19 protein-coding genes are annotated in these 25,430 nt (G+C 62.9%); 15 read left to right on the top strand and 4 right to left on the bottom strand.

What is annotated here, in order from left to right:
• Positions 1-55 precede the first annotated feature (55 nt).
• Both ACYQ6J_RS13565 and ACYQ6J_RS13560 read left to right on the top strand, forming a co-directional pair.
• Positions 56-544 carry a hypothetical protein gene (locus ACYQ6J_RS13565; protein ID WP_460184722.1) on the top strand — a complete coding sequence of 163 codons (489 nt, stop codon included), beginning with the start codon at positions 56-58 and terminating at the stop codon, positions 542-544.
• 134 nt (positions 545-678) lie between these two features.
• Entirely contained in the window at positions 679-1,608 is a 930-nt protein-coding gene (locus ACYQ6J_RS13560; protein WP_460184721.1) for a hypothetical protein, read from the top strand.
• A gap of 553 nt (positions 1,609-2,161) precedes the next feature.
• On the opposite strand, the gene mfd is transcribed toward ACYQ6J_RS13560, so the two are convergent.
• The gene (gene mfd, locus ACYQ6J_RS13555; protein WP_460184720.1) at positions 2,162-5,419 is read right to left on the bottom strand and encodes a transcription-repair coupling factor; all 3,258 of its coding nucleotides are present in this window, start codon (positions 5,417-5,419) and stop codon (positions 2,162-2,164) included.
• Positions 5,420-5,683: 264 nt separating this feature from the next.
• Between mfd and scpB the strand changes: the two genes are divergently transcribed.
• The 5 genes from scpB (at position 5,684) to ACYQ6J_RS13530 (ending at position 10,651) form a co-directional block, all read left to right on the top strand.
• Positions 5,684-6,544, top strand: coding sequence for an SMC-Scp complex subunit ScpB (gene scpB / locus ACYQ6J_RS13550; RefSeq protein ID WP_460184719.1), 861 nt, complete (start codon positions 5,684-5,686; stop codon positions 6,542-6,544).
• A 385-nt stretch (positions 6,545-6,929) separates the two neighbouring features.
• A complete protein-coding gene (rpe, locus tag ACYQ6J_RS13545; RefSeq protein WP_460184718.1) occupies positions 6,930-7,679 on the top strand; it encodes a ribulose-phosphate 3-epimerase in 750 nt (249 codons plus the stop codon).
• Complete coding sequence (locus ACYQ6J_RS13540; RefSeq protein WP_460184717.1) at positions 7,676-8,284, top strand: histidine phosphatase family protein; 609 nt, start codon at positions 7,676-7,678, stop codon at positions 8,282-8,284. Before rpe ends, ACYQ6J_RS13540 begins: the two co-directional genes overlap by 4 nt.
• Positions 8,285-8,472: 188 nt before the next feature.
• Positions 8,473-10,398 (top strand): acyltransferase family protein, encoded by a 1,926-nt coding sequence (locus ACYQ6J_RS13535; protein WP_460184716.1) that lies wholly within the window; start codon positions 8,473-8,475, stop codon positions 10,396-10,398.
• Positions 10,379-10,651: a histidine phosphatase family protein gene (locus ACYQ6J_RS13530; protein WP_460184715.1), complete on the top strand. Its 273-nt coding sequence runs from the start codon at positions 10,379-10,381 to the stop codon at positions 10,649-10,651. The genes ACYQ6J_RS13535 and ACYQ6J_RS13530 overlap by 20 nt, the downstream gene beginning before the upstream one ends.
• Before the next feature lie 153 nt (positions 10,652-10,804).
• Here ACYQ6J_RS13530 and ACYQ6J_RS13525 read toward each other — a convergent pair whose 3' ends face one another.
• Positions 10,805-12,367: a right-handed parallel beta-helix repeat-containing protein gene (locus ACYQ6J_RS13525; protein ID WP_460184714.1), complete on the bottom strand. Its 1,563-nt coding sequence runs from the start codon at positions 12,365-12,367 to the stop codon at positions 10,805-10,807.
• A 179-nt stretch (positions 12,368-12,546) separates the two neighbouring features.
• A complete protein-coding gene (locus ACYQ6J_RS13520) occupies positions 12,547-13,689 on the bottom strand; it encodes a dienelactone hydrolase family protein (protein ID WP_460184713.1) in 1,143 nt (380 codons plus the stop codon).
• Positions 13,690-13,785: 96 nt separating this feature from the next.
• On the opposite strand from ACYQ6J_RS13520, the gene ACYQ6J_RS13515 reads away from it, so the two are divergent.
• The 6 genes from ACYQ6J_RS13515 (at position 13,786) to ACYQ6J_RS13490 (ending at position 20,509) form a co-directional block, all read left to right on the top strand.
• Entirely contained in the window at positions 13,786-14,115 is a 330-nt protein-coding gene (locus ACYQ6J_RS13515) for a hypothetical protein (protein ID WP_460184712.1), read from the top strand.
• A gap of 2 nt (positions 14,116-14,117) precedes the next feature.
• Complete coding sequence (locus tag ACYQ6J_RS13510) at positions 14,118-15,035, top strand: hypothetical protein (RefSeq protein WP_460184711.1); 918 nt, start codon at positions 14,118-14,120, stop codon at positions 15,033-15,035.
• A 366-nt stretch (positions 15,036-15,401) separates the two neighbouring features.
• The gene (locus tag ACYQ6J_RS13505; RefSeq protein WP_460184710.1) at positions 15,402-16,472 is read left to right on the top strand and encodes an HlyD family secretion protein; all 1,071 of its coding nucleotides are present in this window, start codon (positions 15,402-15,404) and stop codon (positions 16,470-16,472) included.
• Positions 16,469-18,217: an ATP-binding cassette domain-containing protein gene (locus tag ACYQ6J_RS13500; RefSeq protein ID WP_460184709.1), complete on the top strand. Its 1,749-nt coding sequence runs from the start codon at positions 16,469-16,471 to the stop codon at positions 18,215-18,217. Before ACYQ6J_RS13505 ends, ACYQ6J_RS13500 begins: the two co-directional genes overlap by 4 nt.
• Positions 18,214-19,377 carry an ABC transporter permease gene (locus ACYQ6J_RS13495; protein WP_460184708.1) on the top strand — a complete coding sequence of 388 codons (1,164 nt, stop codon included), beginning with the start codon at positions 18,214-18,216 and terminating at the stop codon, positions 19,375-19,377. Before ACYQ6J_RS13500 ends, ACYQ6J_RS13495 begins: the two co-directional genes overlap by 4 nt.
• Before the next feature lie 10 nt (positions 19,378-19,387).
• Positions 19,388-20,509 carry an ABC transporter permease gene (locus tag ACYQ6J_RS13490; RefSeq protein ID WP_460184707.1) on the top strand — a complete coding sequence of 374 codons (1,122 nt, stop codon included), beginning with the start codon at positions 19,388-19,390 and terminating at the stop codon, positions 20,507-20,509.
• A 336-nt stretch (positions 20,510-20,845) separates the two neighbouring features.
• Here the strand turns inward: ACYQ6J_RS13490 and ACYQ6J_RS13485 are convergent, their stop codons facing one another.
• A complete protein-coding gene (locus ACYQ6J_RS13485) occupies positions 20,846-22,297 on the bottom strand; it encodes an NCS2 family permease (protein WP_460184706.1) in 1,452 nt (483 codons plus the stop codon).
• A gap of 625 nt (positions 22,298-22,922) precedes the next feature.
• Here ACYQ6J_RS13485 and ACYQ6J_RS13480 point away from each other — a divergent pair.
• Both ACYQ6J_RS13480 and ACYQ6J_RS13475 read left to right on the top strand, forming a co-directional pair.
• Positions 22,923-24,239, top strand: a complete 1,317-nt coding sequence (locus ACYQ6J_RS13480) for an ISKra4 family transposase (protein WP_460184705.1) — start codon at positions 22,923-22,925, stop codon at positions 24,237-24,239.
• 143 nt (positions 24,240-24,382) lie between these two features.
• Positions 24,383-25,087 (top strand): superoxide dismutase, encoded by a 705-nt coding sequence (locus tag ACYQ6J_RS13475; protein WP_460184704.1) that lies wholly within the window; start codon positions 24,383-24,385, stop codon positions 25,085-25,087.
• The last annotated feature ends 343 nt before the right edge of the window (positions 25,088-25,430 follow it).

Raw genomic sequence — 25,430 nt, 5'->3', positions numbered from 1 at the left:
CGTCTGCGTCCGAATGGCCCCACGGCGTCCTGAGGTGACGGCAAGAGGGAGAGCGGTGATCGACTACGAGATCCAGCGTTGCACGCGGCATTGCGTGGTGACGGGCCGTGAACTCAAGCCCGGCGAAGAGTATTACAGCGTCTTGACGGACGACGACGGGCAGTGGCGCCGCCTCGACTATTCGATCGAGGCCTGGCAAGGACCGCCCGACGACTGCGTGGCCTGGTGGCGGGCACGTATTCCGCCCCCCTCCGGCACGCGGAAGAATTGGGCTCCCGACGATATTATGCTGCACTGCTTCGAGGAGTTGGAGGGCAACGCGGAACGGGCCGATTTCCGCTACGTACTGGCGCTGCTGATGATGCGTCGGCGGATCTTGCGGTTGGAAAAGACGGAGCGAATGCCGGACGGGAGCGAGCGGGCGACCCTCTATTGCCCCAAGCGCGACGTTACCTATACGGTGCCGGTCGTCCTGCCCGACGAGGCCCGACTCCAAGGATTGCAGGAGGAAATCGACCGGCTGTTTTCCGGCGGTTTGAGCTGAAATTCGAACCGGCCGAGGCTTCGGCGGGGCGACCGTCCCGACCGGAGTCGGAAACGATCCGGCGGGATGGCCGGGCGAACCGACAAGGTGCTGCGAGCATGGATGCCGATGTTAGGTGCGGAAAAAGACGCCCGATGCGCGCGGTCGTATTGTGGCTGGGACTGTTGCCGGCGGCGGTCCTGTGCGGTTGCCGGATGTTCTCCCCCGCCGAAACGGCCTACGTCGGCCCGCAATTGCCGCCTTCTCCCACCCTGGAACAGATCGCCGCGTTCGTGAACGGAAACTCCACGCGGATTCAATCGTTCATCGCGGACGAGGCGGTGATCTCCGGGCCTGGGATTCCCTCACTGCGGACTCAGATCGCGTTCGAGCGACCGCGCCGATTGCGGATGCGGGGCGAGACGGGTATCAGCGGGATGGAATTGGACGTGGGCAGCAACGACGATGTCTTTTGGTTTTGGGTCAAACGGAACCAACCGCCGGCCCTGTATTATAGCCGGTGGGTGGATTACGAATTGCCGGGCAGCGCCGCACGGCAGGCCGTGCCCCTCGATCCTCGCTGGCTGACCGAGGCCTTCGGCATCGTGGAGATCGACCTCGGCTCGCCCACGGAAGGCCCGGTGCCGTTGGCCGGCAATCGTTTAGAGGTTCGCACCCGACGTCAGACGCCTGAAGGACCGATGGTCAAGGTGATCGTACTCGATGCGCAGTACGGATTGGTCCTGGCCCAGCATCTGTACGATCCGCAAGGTCGCTTGCTGGCCTCGGCCGTGTCGTACGATCATCGCCGCGACCCGGTCTCGGGCCTGGTTATGCCTCGGGCCGTGGAGTTGCAGGTACCCCGGGCGGACATGACGCTTCGCGTTCACCTGGGCAACGCGCGGATCAACCAGCCGATTCCGGACCCTGCCGCGACTTGGGCCATGCCGACCTACCCCGGCTATCCCCTGGTGAACCTGGCCGATCCCGCCATGCAGGCGATGCCGATCCCGCAAACGCAACCGGCGGTCTATTCCGGACAGGCGAACGTGTGCCCTCCGCCCGCCGCCGTGCCCGCGTATTGACATTGCGGAGCGAACACCGCCGGCTCACGCCGGCGGCTCTAGGTGGCACGATCGTACTGGGAGTCTCCAGCGTAAGCTGGAGGTGCCCCGGCGCTACCCAGGGTTCTACCGCCGGCTTACGCCGGCGGCTCTAGGTGGCACGATCGTACTGGGAGTCTCCAGCGTAAGCTGGAGGTGCCCCGGCGCTACCCAGGGTTCTACAGCCGGCTCACGCCGGCGGCTCTAGGTGGCACGATCGTACTGGGAGTCTCCAGCGTAAGCTGGAGGTGCCCCGGCGCTACCCAGGGTTCTACCGCCGGCTCACGCCGGCGGCTCTAGGTGGCACGATCGTACTGGGAGTCTCCAGCGTAAGCTGGAGGTGCCCCGGCGCTACCCAGGGTTCTACAGCCGGCTCACGCCGGCGGCTCTAGGTGGCGCGATTTTGCTGGGAGCCTCCAGCGTAAGCTGGAGGTGCCCCGGCGCTACCCAGGGTTCTACAGCCGGCTCACGCCGGCGGCTCTAGGTGGCACGATCGTACTGGGAGTCTCCAGCGTAAGCTGGAGGTGCCCCGGCGCTACTCCGGATCACCGGGCACCGAACTCAGCAGGTCCCGCAGCCGTACGATGAGCGCGGTCACATCCTTCTCGGGCGATTCGATGGGCAGATAGGCCGACTCGGCGTCCACGATCCGCAACCGGTTGCCCGACCGTTCGGCCACGCGACGAATCTTCTCGCGGGAGACGTATTGGAACACGACGAATCCGTGCTCACGGCGAATGGCGCGGATTCGCAATCGATGGGCGGCGATCCGTAACTCTTGCAGCAGCAACATTTGCCGTACCGGTTCCGGCGGCGGTCCGAAACGGTCCGTCAACTCCTCGGCGAAGGCGGCCAATTGTTCGCCCTCGCTGATGCGGCTTAGCCTGCGATAGAGGTCGATCTTGGCCCGGATGTCGGAGACGTATTCGTCGGGCACAAAGGCTTGGGCGGGGAGGTCGATGTCCACGTCCACGTAGGTCTTGGGCGGCAGGTTCTGCAACCGGCGGACGGCGAATTCCAGTAGTTCGCAATACAATTCGTAGCCGACGGCGGCGATATGTCCGCTCTGTTGCGACCCCAGAATGTTGCCCGCCCCGCGAATCTCCAAATCCCGCATTGCCAGGGCGAAGCCTGCCCCCAGCTCGCTGTATTCCTCGATGGCGCGGAGGCGCTTTCGGGCGTTGGGGTGAAGTCTGCGCGAGGGGTCGATCAGCAGGTAGCAGTAAGCGCGGTGCTTGTAGCGTCCCACCCGGCCCCGCAATTGGTGCAGGTCGGCCAGGCCGAAACGATCCGCGCGATCGATGAAGATCGTATTGGCGCTGGGAATGTCCAGTCCGCTTTCGATGATCGTCGTGGTCAAGAGCACATCGAATTCGCGGCGGACGAAGGCCGACATCACCTCTTCCAGTTCGTGGTCGGGCATCTGCGCGTGGGCGATGCGGATGCGGGCCTCGGGGACGATGCTCCGCAGCACGGCGCCGACCGCCTCGATGTCCCGGACCCTGTTGTGGACGAAATAGACCTGCCCCTCGCGGCTCAACTCCCTGAGCACGGCCTCGCGAATCAGCTTCGAGTCGAAGCGGCACACCCGCGTCTCCACGGCCAAGCGTTCTCGCGGCGGCGTGGTCAGGTTGCTGATGTCGCGGATGCCGACCAGGGCCATATGCAGGGTCCGCGGGATCGGCGTGGCGGTCATCGTCAACACGTCCACCGTCTGCCGCAGGGCCTTCAAACGCTCCTTGATCTCCACGCCGAAACGCTGTTCCTCGTCGATGACGACCAGACCGAGATTGCGAAACTGCACGTCGGGTTGGGCCAGTCGATGCGTGCCGATCACGATGTCGATCTCGCCCTCGGCCAATCCCCGAAGGACGGCCTTCTGCTGCTTGGGCGAGGCGAAGCGCGACAGGGAGGCGATCCGCAATGGATACTCGGCCATCCGCTCGCGGAACGTGCGGAGGTGCTGTTCCGCCAAGACGGTGGTGGGGACGAGCACGGCAACTTGATAGCCGGCGTCCACGGCCTTGAAGGCCGCCCGCATCGCCAACTCCGTCTTGCCGAAACCCACATCCCCGCACAAAAGCCGATCCATGGGTCGAGGCCGGAGCATATCCTCTTTGACGGCGGCCATGGCCTCGATCTGATCCGGCGTCTCCTCGTAGGGGAACGAGGCGTCGAACTCCTGCTGCCACAGGGTGTCGGGCGGGAAGGCGATCCCCGGTCGCGTCGCCCGTTGGGCTTGCACCTCCAAAAGCTCACCCGCCAAATCGAAAACGGCATGGGCCGCCGCCTGCTTTTGCTTGGCCCAAAGCCGCCCGCCCAACTTGGAGAGCTTGGGCCTGCCTCGCACGCCGCCCACGTACTTCTGCACCAAGCCCACCTTGGACGCCGGCACGTACAACATCGTGCCCTCGGCGAACTCCAGGGCCAGGTGCTCTTCGATGCGCCCGTCTTTTTCCAGCCGAGTCAGTCCCCGGTAGCGCGCGATCCCGTGCGAGACGTGGACGACAAGCTCTCCCTCCCGCAACTCCAGGAACGAATCGATTGGCCGACCGACGTAGGTCCGAATGGGACGCGGCGGCGCCGTGCGGTGGAACATCTCGCCGCTGCTGAGCACGACGCAGCGCTCTTCCGCCAGGCGAAAACCCGACGAAAGGCGGCCCGACACGGTGTGCAACCGCCCCTCGCGCGCGGTTCGCGAATCGCGAAACAGTTCGCTCAGCCGCATCCTTTCGGCGTCGCTGGGCACGACCAAGAAGACCTCGGCGTTCAAGCCGGCGGCGTCCAGTTCCTCGCGGACTTGGTCCACGCGTCCGCTGAAACGCTCCACCGACTGCGCGCCCAGCGAAAAGACCCGTTCGAAGCCCGCCGGGGCCATGTCCCAACACGTCGCCGTGGGAAAGTTACGGCAGTCCGCCAGCACGGTTTCGAGGGGGAATAAATCGGCTCCCCGACCCTGATCCACCCGCTGCCGGTAGGTCTCCGCCTGCTGTCGAATGTCCTCCGGATCGACCAGCAGGATCCACGTTTGCGGCGGCAAGAAGCGGAACAGCGGGGTCCGGCAAGCGGCATCGGGCGCAAGCAGCGTCAGTTCCGCCTCGGTCAAGCGGCGAGTGCTCCGCTGTGTGGCGGGGTCGAACTCTCGCAACGATTCCACCTCGTCGTCGAATAACTCGACTCGTACCGGCGCCTCCCACTCGGGCGGAAAGAGGTCGAGAATGCCGCCGCGGAGGCTGAATTCGCCGGGCAGGGCCGTCGCGGACGCACTGGAATAGCCCAACTCGGCCAGTCGCGCCGTCAGCGACGATACGTCCAACCGTTCGCCCATGCGGATCGAGTGGACGGACGCCCGCAACTCGTCCACGTCCGGCAGGGGCTGCATCAAGGCTTCGATGCAGGTCAACAGGACGGGCGGGGACTGCGGGCCGAGCAGGGTCTTGGCCGTCCGCAGTCGGGCGCCCATCAGCGGGTCGCGCCAGTCCGGGGGGCTTTGGATGCGGTCCAACGGCGCGAAGACTTCGATCGGATCGGGGCGGAAGACGGCCAAATCATCGGCAAAAACCGGAATCCGCGATGCCGCCGCCGTCACCACCAGCAGGCAGGGCGGTCGGTAGGTCGCCAAGGTCGCCGCGGCCAGCGCGCAAGAAGAGCCTGCCGCTCCGTCGAGGATGACGCCCCCGCCGGACCGGAGCACGGTCGCCGCGTCACACAAGTCGGGCCGCTGAGACAACCGCTCCGGCAATCCCTGAAGGGAAGCGGAACAGGCTGCCGCGGCGCTCTGCGCTCCTTGCATGGTCCCATTCTACGCCGCTCCCCTCCCTTGCGAGAAGTCGAGATTGCCGCCGCGCCGCCGGTCCCGTCCAGCGCCCCAGTCGTCCCCCCCGTCTTCGCGCGCGACCTCCGCCTTTCCCACTTGTCGCGGCGACCCGTTTTGGATAGCCTCACCCCCATTCGTTCCGGCACTTCTCCGCCGGGCGGGATGCCCCGTTCGCCGGGCGACGGACCCGCGTGAAAACACCGGCGCGTAGAATTGGCAATGATCTTGCGGCGGGCCTGCTTGCGAGACATTAACGAGAGATGCCCGGTCGCGGGACGCTTGGCCGCGTTTCCTTGGCTCCAATTGCACGGCCCCGACATGGTTCCCAGTGAGCCGAAACACGATCCCAACGAAACCGAGGCGATATCCCTCGAGGACCTCGCCCGGGCGTTCGCCCAAGCCCTCGGCGAAGATGCCCCCGAGTCGGCCCCCCCTGCGGAACCCGACCTTGGCGACGAGCAAGCCTTGGAGCCTATTGCGGACGGCAACCAAGGGGGAAGCGACGAGCAACCGATCCTGGCGGGATCGAACGTCTGCGACGACGAAGAGTCGCGGTACGTCAACCCAGCGGGGGTCCTGGAGGCCCTCCTATTCGTGGGCGACCCCGACGGCAAACCTCACAATCCAACTTACGCGGCGGAGTTGATGCGAGGCGTCACGCCTTCCGAGGTCGCTCGGTTGGCGGCGGAACTGAACGAGCGATACCGTCGTCGCGGGTGCCCGTACCGCGTGGTATTCGAGGGCGGCGGATATCGTATGCGACTTTTGGAGGAGTACGCGGACCTGCGCAACGCCTTTTTCGGCCCCGTTCGGCCGATCAAGCTGTCGCGACAAGCCGTCGAGGTGCTGGCCGTGGTGGCCTATCGCCAACCGGTTACCGTCCAGGATGTGAACAACCTGAGGGGCAAACCGAGCGGGGCGATCCTCGCCCAACTGGTCCGACGGGACCTGCTCGCCGTCAGCCACGAAGCCGCCGAGCGAAACGCCCGTAAAGCGGCCCGCTATCGCACCACAAAACGATTCCTTGAACTTTTCGGCCTGGAGAACCTGGAGGACTTGCCTCAGGTAGGAGGACCCCTGCCGCCTCTCGACACGGAATGATGGATTGTAAGGTATCCTTCAATAGAGGGGTTTTCGTGTTCTGGAAGCCTTGGAAAAAGGTGCCTTCACACAGCCGAGCACGTGCGGATCAGAATGGCATTTGCACCAACTAAATTTGGTGTTAATGCGTAGAATAGAATAATCCGATCTTTCGGTGTGTGTTAGCTTTTCGATACACTTTTGCCTGTGGTGACCGCATCCCCTGTCGTCGGGAGTGACGTCACGGAGGAGCGAGCTTAAACTAGACCGAATTAGGCTGGAACGGACCGCGACTTGGCCCACGTGCCGAATCCGTCGCGGGCAGGCCGGAAGTCCTCCGGCGTCTGCGGTTTTCCTGAAAAGAGCCGCGCGACCGTTCTCGCCGTTTCCACGAGGGCAAACACCTTTGCACGAGGGACAAGCAGAACCGGATAGCCCCGCCGATCCATCCAGTCGGGCGGCTTCCAGGCTCTACACGGACTGGCTGGCCGGTCACGTGATGATCGGACCGTCGCTTTTGGCCGCCGATTTCGGCCACCTCGCCCGCGAGGTCCGGCGGTTGGAGGATGCCGGTGCGCGCTATCTGCACCTCGACATCATGGACGGCCACTTCGTGCCCAACCTCAGTTTCGGCATCCCTATCGTCGAGGCCGTCCGCCGACTGACACCGCTGCCCCTCGACGTCCACCTGATGATCGCCAACCCTCGGGAACACCTGGCGCGATTCCGCGAGGCGGGCGCCGACTACCTCACGATTCACATCGAGGTGGCACCCGACCCCACGGAATTGTTGGCGGAAATCCGTCGCCTGGGCGCGGGGGCGGGCCTGTCGCTCAACCCGCCCACCCCCGTCGAGTCCGTCCTCCCCTATCTAAACCTCTGCGAGATCGTCCTGGTCATGAGCGTGATGCCCGGCTTCGGCGGGCAAAGTTTCAACCCCGCAGTGCTGGACAAGATCCGCACCCTACGTGATCGGGCGCCGGCGGGACTGATGATCTCCGTCGACGGCGGCGTCAAGGACGGTACGATCGAACGGTGCGCCCAAGCCGGGGCCTCCATGTTCATCGTGGGTACCGGCCTGCTAGGATATGAAGATTACAAGCAGCGTCTAGTCCATCTTTCTCAGCTTGCGCAGTCTGCGCAGGGTGTGCAATGAGCAGCTCAGTATTGCCGACGACCGTCGTGTTGATTCGTCCCGGCGCCTCCCGCTACGAAACGGAGGGCCGTATCCGCGGCACGCTCGATATTCCGCTCGATCAAAACGGCTTGGAAGAGACGGCGCGATTGATTCGGGAATTGGAGGCCGCGGAACTTCGCCTGGAGGCCCTATATCACGGACCGTGCCGTCCCGCCATCGAGACGGCGGAGGCCGTCGGCAGGGCCTTGGGCGTGCCGGTCCGCCGGGTCCCCAACCTGCGAAACCTCAATTACGGCTTGTGGCAAGGGATGCTGATCGAGGAAATCCGCACGCGACAACCGAAGATCTATCGCCAGTGGCAGGAATTGCCCGAGTGCGTTTGCCCGCCGGAGGGCGAGACCATCGCCGAGGCCGAGGAGCGTCTTACCCGCGAACTGCAAAAGATTCTCCGTCGGCACCGCGGCGAGACGGTCGGCTTGGTCGTCGCGGAACCGATCGCCGCCGTCATCAAGCGGATCCTCACGCAATGTCCGTTGGGCGACCTGTGGAAGGCCGAGTCGGGGCACGGCCGGATGGAATGCATCCGGGTTGGGACGCTCGAACCCGCCCCCGCCTCGAACTGAACGCCCGGCGCCGGGCAAAAGATGCGCTAACTCTAGTTGCGTGCCGCCCTGCCCGGCCCCAGTCGCGGAGCAATCCGTCGCGTCCGCCGCAGAGTGCGTGTCGAAACGCAATTTCAAGCTATTATTGAAAGGATTTTTCCGCTGCATCTCGCCCCCTTCGCTAGCACAAACACAGAGCGAACCCAAGAATGGTTGATTTCAAGTACCGACCGGACATTGACGGGCTGCGAGCGATCGCGGTCATGCTCGTGATTTTGTTTCACGCGGGCTTGGGGTTTCCGGGGGGGTTTATTGGAGTAGACGTATTTTTTGTAATCTCCGGTTTTTTAATTACGGGTTTGATCGTAAAACAGCAAGAAGCGGGGCACTTCTCTCTTGCGGAGTTCTGGATACGACGGATTCGCCGAATCGTTCCCGCGGTAACGTTGATGGTCGTATTGGTGTTGCTTGCCGGCGCAGTCCTATTCCTCCCCAGTGACTTAAAGGTCTTAGCCAAGTCGGCGGTAGCTCAGCAAGTGCTTTGTTCTAATATTTATTTTTTCAGGAACACTGGATATTTTGATGGCCGTGCCGAGCTAATGCCGCTTCTGCACACTTGGTCTCTTGCTGTCGAAGAGCAGTTTTATTTAATCTATCCATTTCTTCTGGTGCTTCTCAACAGACTGGGCCGAAGGCCTACTGTCGTTGCTTTGGGCGCTATTTTGCTTGTCTCCCTAGCTCTTAGTCATTATCAAGTACGGCATAATACTTCAGCCGCATTCTACCTATTACCAGCTAGGGCGTGGGAATTGCTGATCGGTGCAATACTCTGGTTTCTTCCGTCAACGTATAGTATGCCGCGATGGTTACTGTCGGCCCTAAGTTGGTGTTCGCTTGTGGTTATTGTTGCTGCCGCGTGCCTGTTTTCCTCAACTACTCCGTTTCCTGGCATGCAAGCTTTGCTTCCTACGGTAGCAGCCGCCGTGTTTATTTATTGCAATTCCTGCATCCGAACGTTCCCCGCTGCTATGCTCGCCACGGGACCGATGGTGTTTGTCGGTCTGATTAGTTATTCATTGTACTTGTGGCATTGGCCGATTCTTGTGTTTGGAAGGTATTGCTGCGCAGGATCGATTTCTTGGCACCACGCATTGTTGCTAATCGGCCTGAGCCTATCGGCTGCGGTGGCTTCATGGCGGTACGTCGAAATGCCTTTCCGGGGGCATGCCGGAAGATTCAGCGTTTACTTTGTGATATGCGGTTGGTTCGGAGCAGCTGCCGTTATCCTAAGCTTGAGTGTGTTTATATGGAAATCCGGAGGCTTCGCAAGTATCTACCCGAGGGAGTTAATGGCGCTGGATCCCAGGACCGTCGATCCCTCTATATTTCGCTACGAAGTGTCCGGCGAGCAACTTAAAACCGGTAGCGTGACTATGTATGGTCTTAGTGACGGGCCATCAGGTGTTGACTTCATCATCTGGGGAGATAGCCACGCAATGTCGCTGGGCGCTTATGTGGAGGATGAATGTCGTCGTTTAAAAGTCTGTGGCGCGATTGTCGCGAGGAGGGCGACCGCGCCTTTGGCGAGGTGGGAGGGTTATACGGAGGACAAGAACGTGTGGAACGAGCGAGCGCTCGGTTATATCATTCGGACAAAACCGAAACACGTAATAATGGTGGCCAGGTGGAACACGCATTTTGATGAGGTGGATGAGAATAAGGAAGCGGCGTTACGGTCGGCCATAATGTCGTTGATATACGCAGGGATAGGGGTGTGGATCATGCCTCAGGTACCGGAACAGAGGTTTCCCGTACCGCAGGCGTTGTGGCTTTCAAGAAGATTTGGGATACCGTGTCCGCAAAGTACGTCCGTTAGCGAGTTTCGCGAGGCGAGCGGGAAATTTCGCGCGGTCCTCAAAAGACTGCCTGAGGCGGTTGGGGAGTTGGATGCTAGCTCTGATTGTTTCGATTCCAACGGGTTTTCGATAATCGGTAGCGAGGAGGGAGCCTTCTATCGGGATGCGGACCACTTATCTAAGGCGGGGGCCTCGCACCTTATCGGCCCCAGCTTCTTGCGTTGGATTATGGAGACTAGCAGGAAGCACTCGGAAGGGCTTGTCGCGCGAGGCGGGTAGGCGCGATGCGGAGTTGCCGGAGGGCGAGACCATCGCCGAGGCCGAGGAGCGTCTTACCCGCGAACTGCAAAAGATTCTCCGTCGGCACCGCGGCGAGACGGTCGGCTTGGTCGTCGCGGAACCGATCGCCGCCGTCATCAAGCGGATCCTCACGCAATGTCCGTTGGGCGACCTGTGGAAGGCCGAGTCGGGGCACGGCCGGATGGAATGCATCCGGGTTGGGACGCTCGAACCCGCCCCCGCCTCGAACTGAACGCCCGGCGCCGGGCAAAAGATGCGCTAACTCTAGTTGCGTGTCGCCCTGCCCGGCCCCAGTCGCGGAGCAATCCGTCGCGTCCGCCGCAGAGTGCGTCGCGTCGGCGATGGACTCGAAGAAAGCTTGTCCGCCGCCGGTGGAGTGCTCGCACTATTCGCTTGGGGGAATCACACCAATGGGGCCTTGCGTGCCGCCCCAGCGGACGTGCGGTCCGTCCACAACCGTGGGCTTTTCCCGGCCTACGCGGGAACCGTCGACAAGAATCGGCCATCGAGCGTCTGTGCTGCCCGGAAACTCTTCCTTGAAATGACACCCGACGACCTCGCCCCCGCGCAGAATGGCTTGGTATTCGCCGGTCGGCAAGTCGGCAAAGCGGTGGATGAACTCGCAATCAATGAAGCGAAAACCTTTGCCCGAGCACCAAATACTGCGGCGGTGGTTCGCGCGAAAGACGCAGCATTCAAACGTCACGTTTTTTAGGTTGCCGTTGAGTTCGGCCAGGAAACCACCGTAAGGACCTTGCCCCTGCCAGGGCTTATCTTCGAACGTGCAACGAATCCACCGCGTGGCCAAGGCCGGATCGTCCGAACCAACGGCGTGCACAATGCTGCCGTGAAACGTGCAGTCCTCGAAAACCAATCCCGGCTTGGCATTCCATGTGCTCCAATTGGTCACACCCCAGAACAAACAGCGGACAAAGCGGCTGTATCCGCCGTCGCCGGAGTCGGCCACCATGCCGCAACCGACGTTGTTCACGAACTCGCAGTCCTCGAAATAGCCGTCGCGGCAGATGGATTCCTCCGCCTCGATGTCGAGTCCCGCACCGGGGGCGGAGGCGAACGGTTTGCCGTTGTTTTCGGCCCTTCCCGTGTGATTGAACTTGCACCGCCGAGCGGTCAGCCCTCGCCCGCCGATCCATGAAAGTCCCTGCCGCCCGTTGTACTCGAACACGCAGTCCATCAGGGTATGCGGCGCCGCAGGGTCCTCCTCTTTCAGGCCGTACCAGCCGATCATGATTCCATCCAGCGCATGGTGATGACTATGGACCCGCTCGATAGTCGCGTTTTTATTGTTCTGAAGAAAGATTCCGCAGGCGGGCAACTGCCGGCCCGTGTCGCCGTATGGTCCGCCGACGATCAGTTCGCCCAGGTTGCCGTCGAGTTCCAGGTCCTGGATGACGACGTTGTCGCACTCGACAATGTGCAGCATGAATCCCACGTGCGCCGCGTACTTGTGATCGACGAAGGGCATGGTGGACGGTTGAAACGGTTCGCCGGTGTCTTTATCGAAGGAGCCGAACCGCAAGCCCGGCGCCAAGCGGAGGACGGCCCGATTGCCTTCGATGCGCAGGTACTTCAGCCCCTTAACCGTGAAGATCTTGGCCGCGCGATAGTACGGAAACTCGCCCGGGACATGCTGCTGCTTGCCGACCCGATAGACGCCGGGAGGGATGACCAGCGTTCCGCCGCCGGTCTCTTGAAGGATCTGTGCCGCCTTTTGAAAGGCCTCCGTATCATTAGTGACGCCGTCGCCGACCGCCCCGCAATCTGCTCGCAGATCTATCCGTGGGTAGGCGGCCTGCGGATCTGCAGCGGCGGTTGCACCTTCCGATGATGTTGCAGGGCTTTCGATACCCTTGGCCGTGTCAGTTTGCAGCCAGGCCGCAACCGTTGCCAAAACACCATAAAAGAAGATCGTCGTGATGTGTTTCATGGGTGGCGTCCTTTCTATTGTCTCGGTTTATTCTTAAAAGAGCCACGAAGGGATTGCGATATTCCGCCTGTTTATATCTCACGTCTTATTCCCGTCGCGGCGAGAGCGGCCTGCGGCACTCCTTGGTGTAGGAATATACGGGATTCGAATAGCCGCGGAGGCGGCGAGCATCAATGCGGTTATTGTGTCAATAGTCGAGCTTGGGTGGCTGCCGGCGGTTTGAGGTGGGCGTCCAGGAATCCGTAAATCAGTTCCCGCGACTCGTGCGGCACGCCGTGGCCTCGTCCGTGCACGAAGAAGGCGAAGTTTTCGGGCTTGTCCAGCAATTGGTACACGTCGGCGATCTTCAACAGCATCAACACGCGTTGGCGCTGAGTGAGCGGGTTGCCGTCGTTGAGGGCCGAAACGTCCAGAAACGCCCGGGGTGCGATGATCGCGATGATCTCGTGCATGTCGATGGGCGGCAATTCGCCGCGGAGGAGCAGCGGTCGAACGGGCTTGAGATAGACGTACCAGTGGTCGCGGGCCCAGGCTTCGACCTCGGGATTGTGGCGGAAAAAGGATGCCCCGCAATTGCAGACGCAGGCTTGGACGCGGTCGTCGTAGGCGGCCAGAAAGAAGGCGCCGTGCCCTCCCAGGGAATGCCCCATCACGCCGATCCGCGCGGGATCCACTTCCGGTCGAGTCAAGAGGACGTCGATGGCGATGCTGTGTTCGTAGGTGAACTTTCCCACCGCCGTCCATTCCGGATGCTTTTGGTAGAACCGCGTGGTATCGTAGGGGCCTTCGGGCGGAATCCGTTCGCCGGAGACGAAGTGTTCGGGTGCGACGGCGACGTAACCGCGACGGCAAAGCTGATCGAGAAAGGCCTTGGTGGGATCGCCGCTCAATCCCGCCGTTTGCCGCGTGCCGTCCGCCGTGGTACCGTGCAAGGCCACGACGGCGGGGGCCTTACCTTCCAATTGCAGCGGAATGCCCAAGTAGGCGTGGGCCCGTTCGTCGCGTTCCACCTGATAGCTGATGTAGAGACGCCGGTAAACGCCGTCGATATCGGCCGTCTCGTGAACCTGCAAGTCTAAAGGCGGCTTTTCCGGTTTGTATTGATCGCGGATCAATTCCAAATAGCGACGCCGCAACACCTCGCGGCGTGCCGCCCAAGCCTCGGCGGTTTGCACTCCCTCCAGCAGGTCGTCCCACGAGGACGCAATGACGGGCGGATCGCTCCGATACCGGACGGGCGACTGATCCCCCTGGGCGAACGCCGCGCCGCTTAGTAGGAACCACACGGCGGCAATCGCCGTCGCACGCAATATCAACCCCATTGCAATTCTCCTTGCCTTGCTTGGAAAAGCGCCCGGCGAATTTGGCCGGTATTCCGCACCCTCTGCCGATCGGCTTCGGCGGAATTTCCGAGCACCATGATAGGTACCGAAGCGAACGAGTTGCAAGCTCTTGGCCGGCATTGCGCGGGCAGAAAAGCAAGGGAGCGGTGCGGCGACGTCGATGACGATGCGACCTGCGCGATCTCTTGGTTTGGGCAGGCTGAGCGAACGTTGCCGGCAAAAGGCTGCGTTGTTCTCGTTTTATACCGTATGGTGCTCTACATTTATGTAACCATTATATTCATTACAATCCGCAATTTTGGCGATTCCGTCGATCAAGAACTTGACAAATGGTGTTTTGTCGGCTCAATTTTATTAAAGCTTTGTAGCGGAGGCTCTTATCCTGCAAAGGGAATTGGAGATTAGCGATGATGGCAGTTCGATGCGGCCGACGGATGATCGTTGCGGCGGTGGTGCTTGCCGGGTGCGTCGGCGGGACGGCGCATGGGCAGTGCCTTTTGAGCGGCCTGTTCAATCGGCCCAGCACCTACGCAGCGCAATACGGGACGTATCCCACGGGCTACACGGCGTACATGCCGGTCTCTGCGGTGCCCGTCACGACGTACATGCCGGTCACGTACGCCGCTCCGGCGGTTACGTACCGCGCCGCATATCGGCCCTTGCCGCCTTCGCTGGGGACGACCGTCATGCGACCGGCGCCCGTCATGGCCGGTGCGGTGCCCCCGGTGGTGACACCCTACGCGGTCGCCTCGCCCGTGGCGACGCCGACGGTGGTTTATCGCCCGGTGGAGATCGTAGTCGAGCGTCGTCGGTTGTTCTCTTGGCGTCCATTCGAACGATGGCGTGCGCGTCGCGTCGCATATTCGTTGTCTTACGCCCCAACTTGGACCACGACGCAATTCGCGGGTTACTCCCTACCGCTAACCGCGGGCACGTGTGATCCCTGCGCGAGCAGTGCGACCGCGTCGTACGGCGCCGGGACGGTGGTCGTCGGTTCGTCCGGCGGTTGTTCGACGTGCGGATCGTCGATCACGAGCACGGGAGTGCCGCTTTCGGCGGCGGACGCCGCGCCGGTCTTGCCCGCTCCTGCCGCATCCGGATCGTCCTCGCAACCGCCCAGCACTTACGCTCCCACATCGAGCGGGGATGCCGGCCAGTCGTGGAAGCCGGCCGCTACGCCCGGCGTCCAAGGAACCGGCCTTCCGCAGGCCGAAGAGGAGCGACCGTTGGTCCGCCAGGCCGTGTTTGTTCGGCCGATCCCCTTGGTGGAGGAGAGCGAGGAGTCGCCGCCCTTGGTCGAGGTTCAGGGGTGGAAGCGGAAGTGACGGATCGTTGGTCCACCTCGGGCTGACGCCCGAGGCTCGCAGCACGCCACCTCGGGCTTACGCCCGAGGCTCTAAGAGCGATCAGCGCAAGCTGGTGGTGCATCGACAAGAAAATGCAACCAAGAGCCGCCAGCGTAAGCTGGTGGCGGTTCTGCAAAGAGGAAAGAAAGGCAACCAAGAGCCGCCGGCGTGAGCCGGTGGTGGAAGGCTGGGTTGCGTCGAGACACCTCGGGCTGACACCCGAGGCTCGTAGCACGCCACCTCGGGCTTACGCCCGAGGCTCTAGGGCAAACACACAGGGCTTGCGCCCGAGGCTCCCTGAAGTTGTGTAGCGCAATCGCGCGAAGATGATAAGGTGCGCGTGTCATGAAAAAGCGCGTGATTCTGCTCTTGGCAGCGGTGCTGGTGGTGGGCCTAAGCCTTTGGAGCGCCGAGAAGTACGGCGTGAAAGGCGTGTCGCGATCATCAGTGACCGGCGGGTGGTGGCACCGCCTGTGGATGGAGGTCGAGCAGAAGGCCTGGAAGCTGCACGGCAACGTGGAGATTCGGGAAGTCCGATTGGGATTCAAGGTGCCCGGTCGGATCGCTCGCCTGTACGTGGACGAAGGCGATTCAGTCGAACCGTCGTCACTGTTGGCGGAATTGGAGCAGGCCGAGTTCTTGGATGCGGTGCATCAGGCGGAGGCGGCATTGGAGGCCCGGCGGGCGGAACTAGCGGCATTGGAGAACGGTTCGCGTCCGGAAGAGATCGAGAAGGCGCGATCCTTGACCGAGGCGGCGGAGGTGGCCGTCCGCAACGCCGAAATCTCATGGCGGCGCGCCCAGGAGTTGGCGCCCAAAGGGGCCGTTTCGAGGGAGACGTTGGACAACACCCAAGCGGCTTATGATCAAGCGGTGGCCAACCATCAAGCGGCGTTGGCGGCGCAGCGCCTGGTGGAAGCAGGCCCGCGACAGGAGGACATCGACCGCGCTCGGGCGGTGGCGCGACAAGCCGAGGCTGTTCTTGCTGAAGCCAAACGGCGACTCGCCGATACTCGACTGGAGTGCCCCGTTCCGGGCGTGATTCAGGTTCGCGTCCACGAGACGGGCGACTTCGTGAACGTGGGCGAACCGGTCTTTTCCATCGCTCGGCAGGACGAGGTTTGGGTCCGAACCTACGTCGCCGAGGAGGATTTGGACTCGATTCGTCCGGGGATGGCGGTGGAGGTATCGACCGACGGTGGGAATCGTTTTGCGGGACAGGTGGGCTTCATCTCGTCGGTGGCGGAATTCACACCCAAGTCCGTGGAAACGCGGGAAGTACGGACCGATTTGGTGTACCGCGTGCGGATTCTGGTCAAAGACCCGGAAGGAAAGTTGCGGCAGGGAATGCCCGTCGTCGTGCAGTTGTCTCCGGAAGCGCAGGGGTCGGCGTCGGGCAAGGAAAGTCGGCCGTGATCCAGTTCGAACAGGTAACGAAGAACTTTCCGCCTTCCCCGCAACCCGCCCTGCAAAATGTGACCGTCGAGATTCCTGCCGGGGCGATTACGGGATTGGTGGGTCCGGACGGTGCGGGGAAGACGACCTTCCTTCGCTTGGCCGCGGGGTTGCTGGCCCCCTCGCAAGGCCGCATCGTCGTATTGGGAAAGGATACGCGCGAAGGTTTCGAGTTCCGCGATCACTTGGCCTATATGCCCCAGAAGTTCGGGCTGTACGAGGACCTCTCCGTCTTAGAGAACCTCATGCTTTACGCCCGGTTGCGCGGCATCCCCCGAGCGGAGCGGCAGGCCGGCATCGACCGCCTGTTGGGATTCACGGGACTGGCCCCGTTCCAGCGGAGACTGGCGGGCAAACTATCGGGCGGGATGAAGCAAAAGCTCGGCCTGGCCTGTTCGATGCTGATCCGCCCCAAGGTCATGCTGCTGGATGAACCGGGCGTGGGGGTCGATCCCATCTCGCGCCGCGAACTGTGGAAGATCACGTGCGAGCAACGGGACCAAGGGGTGGGCATCGTCTGGAGCACGCCTTATCTCGATGAGGCCGAGCATTGCGATTACGTGCTGGTCTTGTACGAGGGCCGCGTGCTGTTCTTCGGCCCGCCCAAGGAGTTCACGGCCAGGGTCGAGCACCGCACCTTTTTGGTTGACGTCCCGGCGCAAGAGCGGCGGCGTCTGACGCGTGAGTGGCTGCAAGATCCCGATGTCGTGGATACCCGGATTCAAGGGCGGCGTTTGCGAGTGGTGCTGCGGCAAGGCGCCGATCCCGCCGGCAGACACGCGGCGCGCGGCGCCGAATCGACCGAACCCCACTTCGAGGACGCTTTCATCGACGCCCTGGGGGGCATTCCCAAGGATCGGGTCGCCTTTCAACACAACGGTTCCGCGGCGGACAAGTCGGACGAGGAAGTCGTGGCGGCGGAGCAACTGGTCAAGCGGTTCGGGCATTTCACGGCCGTCGATCATGTATCGTTCCGCGTGCGGCGGGGCGAGGTGTTCGGACTGCTGGGGCCGAACGGGGCGGGAAAAAGCACCACCTTCCGCATGCTTTGCGGGCTGGCGGCGCCCACCGAGGGCCGCGCCGCCGTGGCCGGCATCGACCTCGGCAAGGCCCGCGCCGAAGCCCGACGCCACGTCGGATACATGGCCCAAAAGTTCAGCCTCTACGGCAACCTTACCGTACGGCAGAACCTGGAGTTTTTCGGCGGGGTGTACGGCCTGCGCGGCCGCCTGCTTGCCGACGCCATCGATCGCGCCCTGGAGGAACTGGAGTTGCGTCCGTTCACCGCCGTCAACGCGGGCGAGCTTCCCCTGGGTTTCAAGCAACGACTGGCCCTGGCGGTCGCGGTCATGCATCGGCCCGCCGTGGTCTTCCTGGATGAGCCTACCAGCGGCGTCGATCCCCTGGCCCGCCGCGAGTTCTGGTTGCGGATCGATCAACTCGTGGAGGAGGGTGCCGCCGTCATCGTCACCACCCATTTCATGGACGAGGCCGAGTACTGCGATCGGTTGGCCCTGGTCAATCGAGGTCGGGTCATCACGATGGACACGCCCGACGCCATCCGCAACTCCGTCCAATCGCCCGAGCTACCCAATCCCACGCTCGAGGACGCATTCATCGCCCTGCTGGAACGGGTGAAGGAGCGAGAGGATCGGGTCGCCGAACCCGCCGCAACCGACCACGGCAAGGGAGGCGGTGCCGCATGAAGCCCCAGCAAAAGCCCGCCGCGACGCCATCGGGAACCCGCTCCCTCCGCCTTCGCTGCGTGCTGGCCCTGGCTCGCAAGGAAGGCTACCAGATTCTACGCGACCCCAGCAGCCTGGTGATCGCGTTTGTTTTGCCTTTGCTACTGCTTTTTCTGTTCGGCTGGGGGATTTCGCTCGATCCGGTGGAGATTCCGCTGGGATTGGTCGTGGAGACGCCCTCGGCGGCGACGGAAAGCGTGGCTGCGGCCTTGCGGGGGAGTCGCTACTTCGAAGTCACCGAAGCCCGTCAGCGCGCGGACTTGGAACACCTGCTGGTCGGCGGACAACTCGACGGTTTGGTCGTCCTTACGCAGGAATATCCCCGCGAGCGCGGCGTCGGTTCGGCGAAGGTTCAATTGCTGGTCAACGGCAGCGAGGCGAACACGGCCGAATTGATCGTCAATTACTTGGAAAACCTACTCCAAAGGGACATCCAACACTACGCCGAAGACCGCGGCTTGGGGAGTGCGGCGCCGCCCATCACCGTCGAACCGCGGGTCTGGTACAACCCCAATCTGGACTCGCGAGCCTCTATCTTGCCCGGTTCCATCGCCGTGATCATGACGTTGATCGGGACCATTTTGACGGCTCTGGTGGTAGCGCGGGAATGGGAACGCGGCACGATGGAGGCCCTCCTCGCCAGTTCCATCAGTCGCGCCGAGTTCCTGCTCGGCAAGTTCCTCCCCTATTTCGCCCTGGGAATGACGACCATGATGCTGGTGGCCGGCGTCTCCATCCTCGTGTTCGGCGTCCCCTTTCGCGGTTCCTGGCTCGCCCTGATCGGCGTTGCCGCCGTGTTCCTGAGCGTGGCCTTGGGGTTGGGGCTGTTCATCTCCACAGCCACTCGGAACCAGTTCGTGGCCACGCAGGCGGCCTTGATCGTGGGCTATCTTCCTTCGTTCATCCTTTCCGGCCTGGTCTTCGAGATCAACAGCATGCCGCCGCCGATTCGCGCCCTCACGTACGTCTTGCCGCCCCGGTATTTCGTTTCGGCCTTGCGGACGCTGTTTTTGGCGGGCAACGTGTGGGAAGTGATCCTCGGCGATGCGCTGATCCTGGCCCTCTTCGCCGCGGTGCTGTGGATACTGACGATCCGCAAGACGCGACTGACGCTGGAATGAGGCGACTGCCATGCTGGAACGGATCCGACGCTTGGTAATCAAGGAGTTCCTGGCGATCTTCCGCGACCGGGCCAGTCGCATGGTCGTGACCGTCCCGCCCTTGGTGCAACTTTTGGTCTTCAGCTTCGCCGCCACGCTGGAGGTTCGCAACGCCGGACTGGGCATCTACAACGAAGACGCGGGCCTGCTGGGCCGGGAATTGGCCGCCCGATTCGAGTCCATTCCCGTCACCTTTTCCCGCATCGTCCCTTGCCGCAACTATGCCGAGGTTCGCCAAGCCCTGGATTCGCAGCAGGTGCTTGGGGTGGTGCACATCCCGCAGGATTTCACGCGGTCGCTGGAGGCCGGCCGCTCCCCCGCCGTGCAAATCCTGCTCGACGGACGGCAATCGAACGCCGCCGCCGTCACCCAGGGTTACGCCGGTCGCATCGTCCGCGATTTCGCGCTGACAGCCCTGCCGCGGCGCGCCGTCGCCGGCCCGCCGGTCACGCAGGCCATACCTATCACGCGGGTATGGTTCAACGAGAACCTGCACCCTCTGTGGAGTTCCGTGCCGGCCCTGCTCGGCATCCTGACGAACCTGGTGACGCTGTTGGTGACGGGCCTTTCCGTCGCCCGGGAACGCGAATTGGGCACCTTCGACCAACTGCTGGTCTCGCCGTTGCGACCCGGCGAAATCTTGATCGGCAAGGCCGTGCCCGCCTTTGTGGTGGCCTACGTGGAGGGCGGCCTGATGATTCTGGTCGCCGTGACCCTGTTCGGCCTGCCGTTTCGCGGTTCGCTGCCGCTTCTGGCCGTCGCCTTGTTCGTGTTCTTGTTGGCGATCGTGGGCGTGGGCTTGTGGATTTCCTCGATCTCCTCCACGCAGCAACAGGCCTTGCTGGGAGCGTTTACGTACATGGTCCCCGCCGTGTTGCTGTCGGGTTTCGCCACGCCGGTGGAAAACATTCACCCCGCCATCCGCTGGCTCGCCGACGTCAATCCCTTGCGGTACATGGTGGCGATCAGCCGCATGGTATTTTTGGAGAATCCCACGGCGGACGTGGTTTGGCCGTACATCTGGCCGCTGCTTCCCATCGCTGCGTTCACGCTTGTGACCTCGGCGTGGTTCTTCCGTCACCGCCTGGAGTGAGCGCCGCCGGCTCACGTTGGTGGCTCGGGTGGGCGTGATGGCGCGCCATTCACACAAACGCTGGAGAGCCTCGGGCGTAAGCCCGAGGTGTCTTGACGCAACCCAGGGTGCACCACCAGCTTACGCTGGTGGCTCCAGGGGTACATTACCAGCTTACGCTGGTGGCTCGGGTAATACACCACCAGCTTACGCTGGTGGCTCCAGGGGTACATTACCAGCTTACGCTGGTGGCTCCAAGTGCGCTGGCGGCTCGAGGGATTAACGCGATGATGCGCGTGATGGCGCTACACAGGGTCAGGGAGCCGCCGGCGCGAGCCGGCGGTGGACGCGTCGCCTTCAGCCCGTGTAACTCTTCACCGCCAAGAGGTACACCACGAGCACGGCGGCCAGTCCGTACATCAGGGGCCGGACCTGGCGTCCTTGGCCCGCCAACAGCTTGACCAACGGATAGCAGATAAACCCTAGGGCCAGTCCGTCGGCGATGGAGTAGCTGAAGACGATGCCGACCATGGTGATGAAGGCCGGCAGGGCCTCGGCGGGGTTATCCCACTCGATCTTCAGCACGTTCCGCAGCATCATGGAGCCGACCACCAGCAGGGCGGCGGCGGTCAGCGGCGAATAGCTGCCGATCATGCGCACGACCGGTTCGAAGAAGGGGGCGAGCAGAAACAAGGCCGCCGCGGTCAAGGCCGTCAAACCGGTCCGTCCGCCTTGTTCCACGCCGGCGGCGCTCTCGATGAAACTGGTCACGGTGCTGGTGCCCAGGATCGCGCCGAACACCGTGCCCGCGGCGTCCGCGGTCAGGGCCTGCTTGGCCCGGGGCAGCCTGCCCTCGCGGATCAGGCCCGCTTGCTCGCTCACCCCGACCAAGGTCCCCAGCGTGTCGAAAAGGTCCATGAAGAGGAAGATCAAAATATAGGGTAAAAATGGGATCGCCAAGGAGAGACCCGGTTCCATCTTCCCCAGGGTAGGCGCGAGGGACGGCGGTCGCGAAATCAGGCCCGCGGCGGGCGTGAATTGGGTCATCAGTTTCGATTGGGCGACGGCGGGCCAGTCCGCCGCGTGCGGCAGGGCGAGGATCAGTTGGCGCAGAATCAAGGCGGTCGCGGTCGCCGCCAAGATTCCCAGCACGATGGAACCCGGCATCCGTCGCCCGTACAAACCCGCCGTGACCAAAAAGCCCACAAAGAACACCACCACGTCGGGTCCGGCCAGGCGGGGGCTGAGTTTGATGATCTGTTCCGGTGTGCCGACGATGATGGAGGCCCCTTGCAAGCCCAGCAGGGCGATGAACAGGCCGATCCCCGCCGCGATGGCGTTCCTCATGCTGGGACTGACGGCGTCCAGGAGTTTTTCCCGCACGCCCAACAGCGACAGCGCCAGGAACAGCACGCCCGAATAGAAGATCACCCCCAAGGCGATTTGCCAGGGTTGGACGGCACCGGCCTCCAATCGGCCGGCGGCGACCTCGGTTTCGATCCACGCCGCGGCGGCAGGCACCAGCGAGCCGATGAAGAGGAAGTTCTCGCCCATCCCCGGCGCCAAGGCGATGGGGTATTTGGCCCACACGCCCATGATGATCGTCGCCGCGGCGGCGGCCAGGCAGGTGGCCGACATCACGGCCCCGAAATCCATGCCGATCTCTTCGCGCCCCATCAGCTTGCCGGAAAGGACCATCGGCTGAAGGACGATGATGTAGGCCATCGTCAGAAACGTGGTCAGCCCGGCCAACATTTCGGTGGGCGCGTTCGTTCCGTTTTCCCGCAGACGAAACCAGCGTTCCAGCATGGCGGTCCCTCCGCGACAAGAGATCTTCGTGGAATCCGCGCTTCGACCCGGCGGATGGACGCGCCGACCCTCCGGTCGACCCAACGTGACATCGGGCGCCAAACCGGCCCGCGCGCTTACTTCGGCAACGGGGCGGTAAACGGACGGGCGGTGAAGAGGGACAACGAACCCACCGCCGGATTGGTCTCAGACGTCATCTTGCCGAGGGCGTCGTAGATCAAATCATGGACCACGGTGGCACCCACTTGACTTGAGCCAATGGGGGAAGCTTACAGCCCGCGGTCGATGTCCCGCACCGTCTTCAGTTGGTCACGCCCAGGTCCATTGGACCAAATCCGACGGCGGTGTCAATGGTCCTTCAATGCAGTCCGGACCCGGTTCGGTTGCTAAGCCGGTGTTTGCAGCGGGACCGCAGGGAGATGTGCGGCTGCGCATCGTATTTCGACCCCGGCCGATTCGGTGTTGCTCGAGGCTGCGCCGCGGAACTGGGCTGCGGCAGGCGCGGCCCAACAATATCTGGCGGGTGCGGCTGAAATGCTGTTGCGCGATTGGGGGGAATAAGTAAAACAGGGTGTTAGAGGTTTGCGTTGTTGGAGGTTCCCCTAACACCCTGAAAGGAATCGTGATGAGGAGTGTACTCAGCGCAGAGCAGCGTCGTCAACTGCACGAGAGGTTTGACAGCGTGTTGGACGCGATGCCGGTCAATGTGGACGACTTCGAGAAAGCGGAGCAGGTCTTGAGCGAGGGCCTCCACGGCCTGGGCAATCAAGCCTTGCAGGCGTGGGCGGATTCGGCGAACACGTCGGATGCGTTGCCGAAGTGTCCGTGTTGTGGTGAGTCCATGCGGCATCGCGGCTGCCCGCCTTGCACGGTGGCGACGACTTTCGGCGACGTGAAATGTCGGCGTCCCCGGCGGCGTTGTGATCGTTGTGAAGAGGAATGGTATCCGCACGATGCGCGATTGCGGTTTGCCGGCCACGGCGTCAGTTGGCCGTTGGCGAAAGTGGTGGCCCGGCTCATGGCATGGATACCGGCGGAACAAGTGCAGACGGTCTTGCGTGCGGACCACCGCGTGGAACTGAGCAAGCAAACGATCCAGCAGATCGCGCACACGGCGGGCGAGATGCTCTTGGCCCAGGAGGACGCCCAACGCCAGGCGTTCTTTGGGTTGTCGCCCGCGGAGCAGGCCCAGGGGATGCCGCAGTCCACGTGCCATGCTCCCGTGGTGGCGGTGTATGCGGATGGGGCCATGATTCACGCGGAAGGCGAGTGGCGAGAGATTCGTGTCGCTCGAGTGCGGGCCCTGGACGGGCAAAAGAACACCCTGGCGCAGAAGACGTTCGCCCGGTTTTTGTCGTTGGAGGAGTTCGGCCGGCAGTTGTTTCTGGAGGCCTATCGCACCGGCTACGGCCAAGCGTCGCAACGTGTGTTCTTGGGTGACGGCGCGCACTGGCTTTGGGAATTGGCGGCCTTCCACTTTCCCGAGGCCGTGCCCGTCTTGGATTGGTATCATTTGAGCGAGAACGTCCACCAAGCGGCCCATGACGTATTCGGTGTGGGCACGGAGGAAGCGAAGGTTTGGGCGAAGGAGCGGCTCTCAGAATTGTGGGAAGGCGGGCACCGGCAGGCGCGCGTGGCGATCGCCGCCTTGCAGAAACAGTTGCGTGCGCCGACCAAGCGGGAGGCGTTGCGGAAGCTGGGAGTGTATCTGAAGAACAATGCCGAGCGGATGGATTATCCGCGCTACCGTGCGGCAGGATTGCCGATCGGCAGCGGCCCGGTCGAGTCGGCCTGCAAGTGCCTGGTGGGGGCACGCTGTAAACAGGCCGGGATGCGCAACTGGCGTCGTCGTCGGGCGGAGGCCATCCTCCGCCTCCGCGCCGCCCTTTACGACGGCTGCTTCGACGCCCTGTGGTCCGCCCATCTCCAACAAGCCGCCTAAACTTGCCACGATCTATCAGCCGCACCCTATCTGGCACGGGCCTACCGGCGGCGATACACTCAAGGCGCCGTAGGGAAGATCGGCGTCGGCGGCACGAGGCAAGTTGAGGCTCTCGGCACTTTTTCTTGAGGGAGGGGGATCCGATGCAGCGTCGCGACTTCTTGGTCGGTTCGGCGGTCGTGGGGATGGGGCTGGGGTCGGCCCGGCAGACCGCCGCGGTGCAGGTTCAATCCGTTTCCGGGAAAGGAGATAGTAAGATGGCGTTTGTTCAACCTTCGTTACCGTATGCCATGGATGCCCTGCAACCGTTTCTTTCGGAGGAGCAGATCCGGTTTCACTACGGCAAGCATCATGCCGCCTATTTCAAGAACTTGAATGCCCTGGTGGAGGGCAAGCCGGAAAGCGAGATGTCGTTGCGGGAAGTGGTCGTGCAGGCGCCGCCCGGTCCCGTGTTCAACAATGCGGCCCAGGCCTGGAACCACAGCTTTTATTGGGATTGTTTGAAGCCGCAGGGCGGATCGCCGAGCGGGGCCTTGGCGGCGGCCTTGGATCGCGACTTCGGAGGTTTGGCCGAGCTTCGCGCCGCCATGTCGGAAGCCGCCGTCAAACTGTTCGGTTCCGGTTGGGCGTGGTTGGCCGCCGACAAAGACGGCAAACTCAATGTGCTGGCACTCAGCAACGCCGACACCCCGTTGAAACACGGCCTGGAGCCGATCTTGACCATCGACGTCTGGGAACACGCCTACTATATCGACTATCGGAACGAACGCGCGAAGTACGTGGAAGGCTTCTGGGACCACGTCGACTGGGACTTCGCCGCGAAGTGTTTCGCCCAGGCGACCGGCTGAGGTTCCGCGCTTCGATCGGGCGACGCCAAGTATAGCTGCTCGGCGAATCGCGACTATCGCAAGTCCGAGCACCGCGCCCTTGGGCCGCGCTTCCGAGCGGCCCGAGAAGTGGTGCAGTGCGCGCTTCGAACAGGCCAAGCGCCCGCTTGTCCGATCTGCCGTGCGGAACGCGACATGTACCGTCAAGGCGGCGCTTGAAGCACCTCGCCGGAGCGATTCTCCGCTCGACGTGGATATTCCAAAAATCTCGCGTTATTATCAAACAAGTGTTTTCATTCGCCGGGGCTGACCGCCGACCGCACGGACTCTGCACACGGAGCGGCAACCTACACCCGCCCGTAGA

It is taken from the genome of Thermopirellula anaerolimosa, assembly GCF_054657335.1.
The sequence above is the reverse complement of the archived record's forward strand: the minus strand, read 5'-3'. Positions and strand labels throughout refer to the sequence as shown.

Coding starts and splice junctions, on each gene's coding strand:
- ACYQ6J_RS13495 (WP_460184708.1), top strand. CDS start 18,214: ATGAAGCCCCAGCAAAAGCCCGCCGCGACGCCATCGGGAACCCGCTCC.
- ACYQ6J_RS13485 (WP_460184706.1), bottom strand. CDS start 22,297: ATGCTGGAACGCTGGTTTCGTCTGCGGGAAAACGGAACGAACGCGCCC.
- ACYQ6J_RS13510 (WP_460184711.1), top strand. CDS start 14,118: ATGATGGCAGTTCGATGCGGCCGACGGATGATCGTTGCGGCGGTGGTG.
- ACYQ6J_RS13475 (WP_460184704.1), top strand. CDS start 24,383: ATGCAGCGTCGCGACTTCTTGGTCGGTTCGGCGGTCGTGGGGATGGGG.
- ACYQ6J_RS13515 (WP_460184712.1), top strand. CDS start 13,786: ATGATAGGTACCGAAGCGAACGAGTTGCAAGCTCTTGGCCGGCATTGC.
- ACYQ6J_RS13505 (WP_460184710.1), top strand. CDS start 15,402: ATGAAAAAGCGCGTGATTCTGCTCTTGGCAGCGGTGCTGGTGGTGGGC.
- mfd (WP_460184720.1), bottom strand. CDS start 5,419: ATGCAAGGAGCGCAGAGCGCCGCGGCAGCCTGTTCCGCTTCCCTTCAG.
- ACYQ6J_RS13535 (WP_460184716.1), top strand. CDS start 8,473: ATGGTTGATTTCAAGTACCGACCGGACATTGACGGGCTGCGAGCGATC.
- ACYQ6J_RS13480 (WP_460184705.1), top strand. CDS start 22,923: ATGAGGAGTGTACTCAGCGCAGAGCAGCGTCGTCAACTGCACGAGAGG.
- ACYQ6J_RS13560 (WP_460184721.1), top strand. CDS start 679: ATGCGCGCGGTCGTATTGTGGCTGGGACTGTTGCCGGCGGCGGTCCTG.
- ACYQ6J_RS13540 (WP_460184717.1), top strand. CDS start 7,676: ATGAGCAGCTCAGTATTGCCGACGACCGTCGTGTTGATTCGTCCCGGC.
- ACYQ6J_RS13490 (WP_460184707.1), top strand. CDS start 19,388: ATGCTGGAACGGATCCGACGCTTGGTAATCAAGGAGTTCCTGGCGATC.
- ACYQ6J_RS13525 (WP_460184714.1), bottom strand. CDS start 12,367: ATGAAACACATCACGACGATCTTCTTTTATGGTGTTTTGGCAACGGTT.
- ACYQ6J_RS13520 (WP_460184713.1), bottom strand. CDS start 13,689: ATGGGGTTGATATTGCGTGCGACGGCGATTGCCGCCGTGTGGTTCCTA.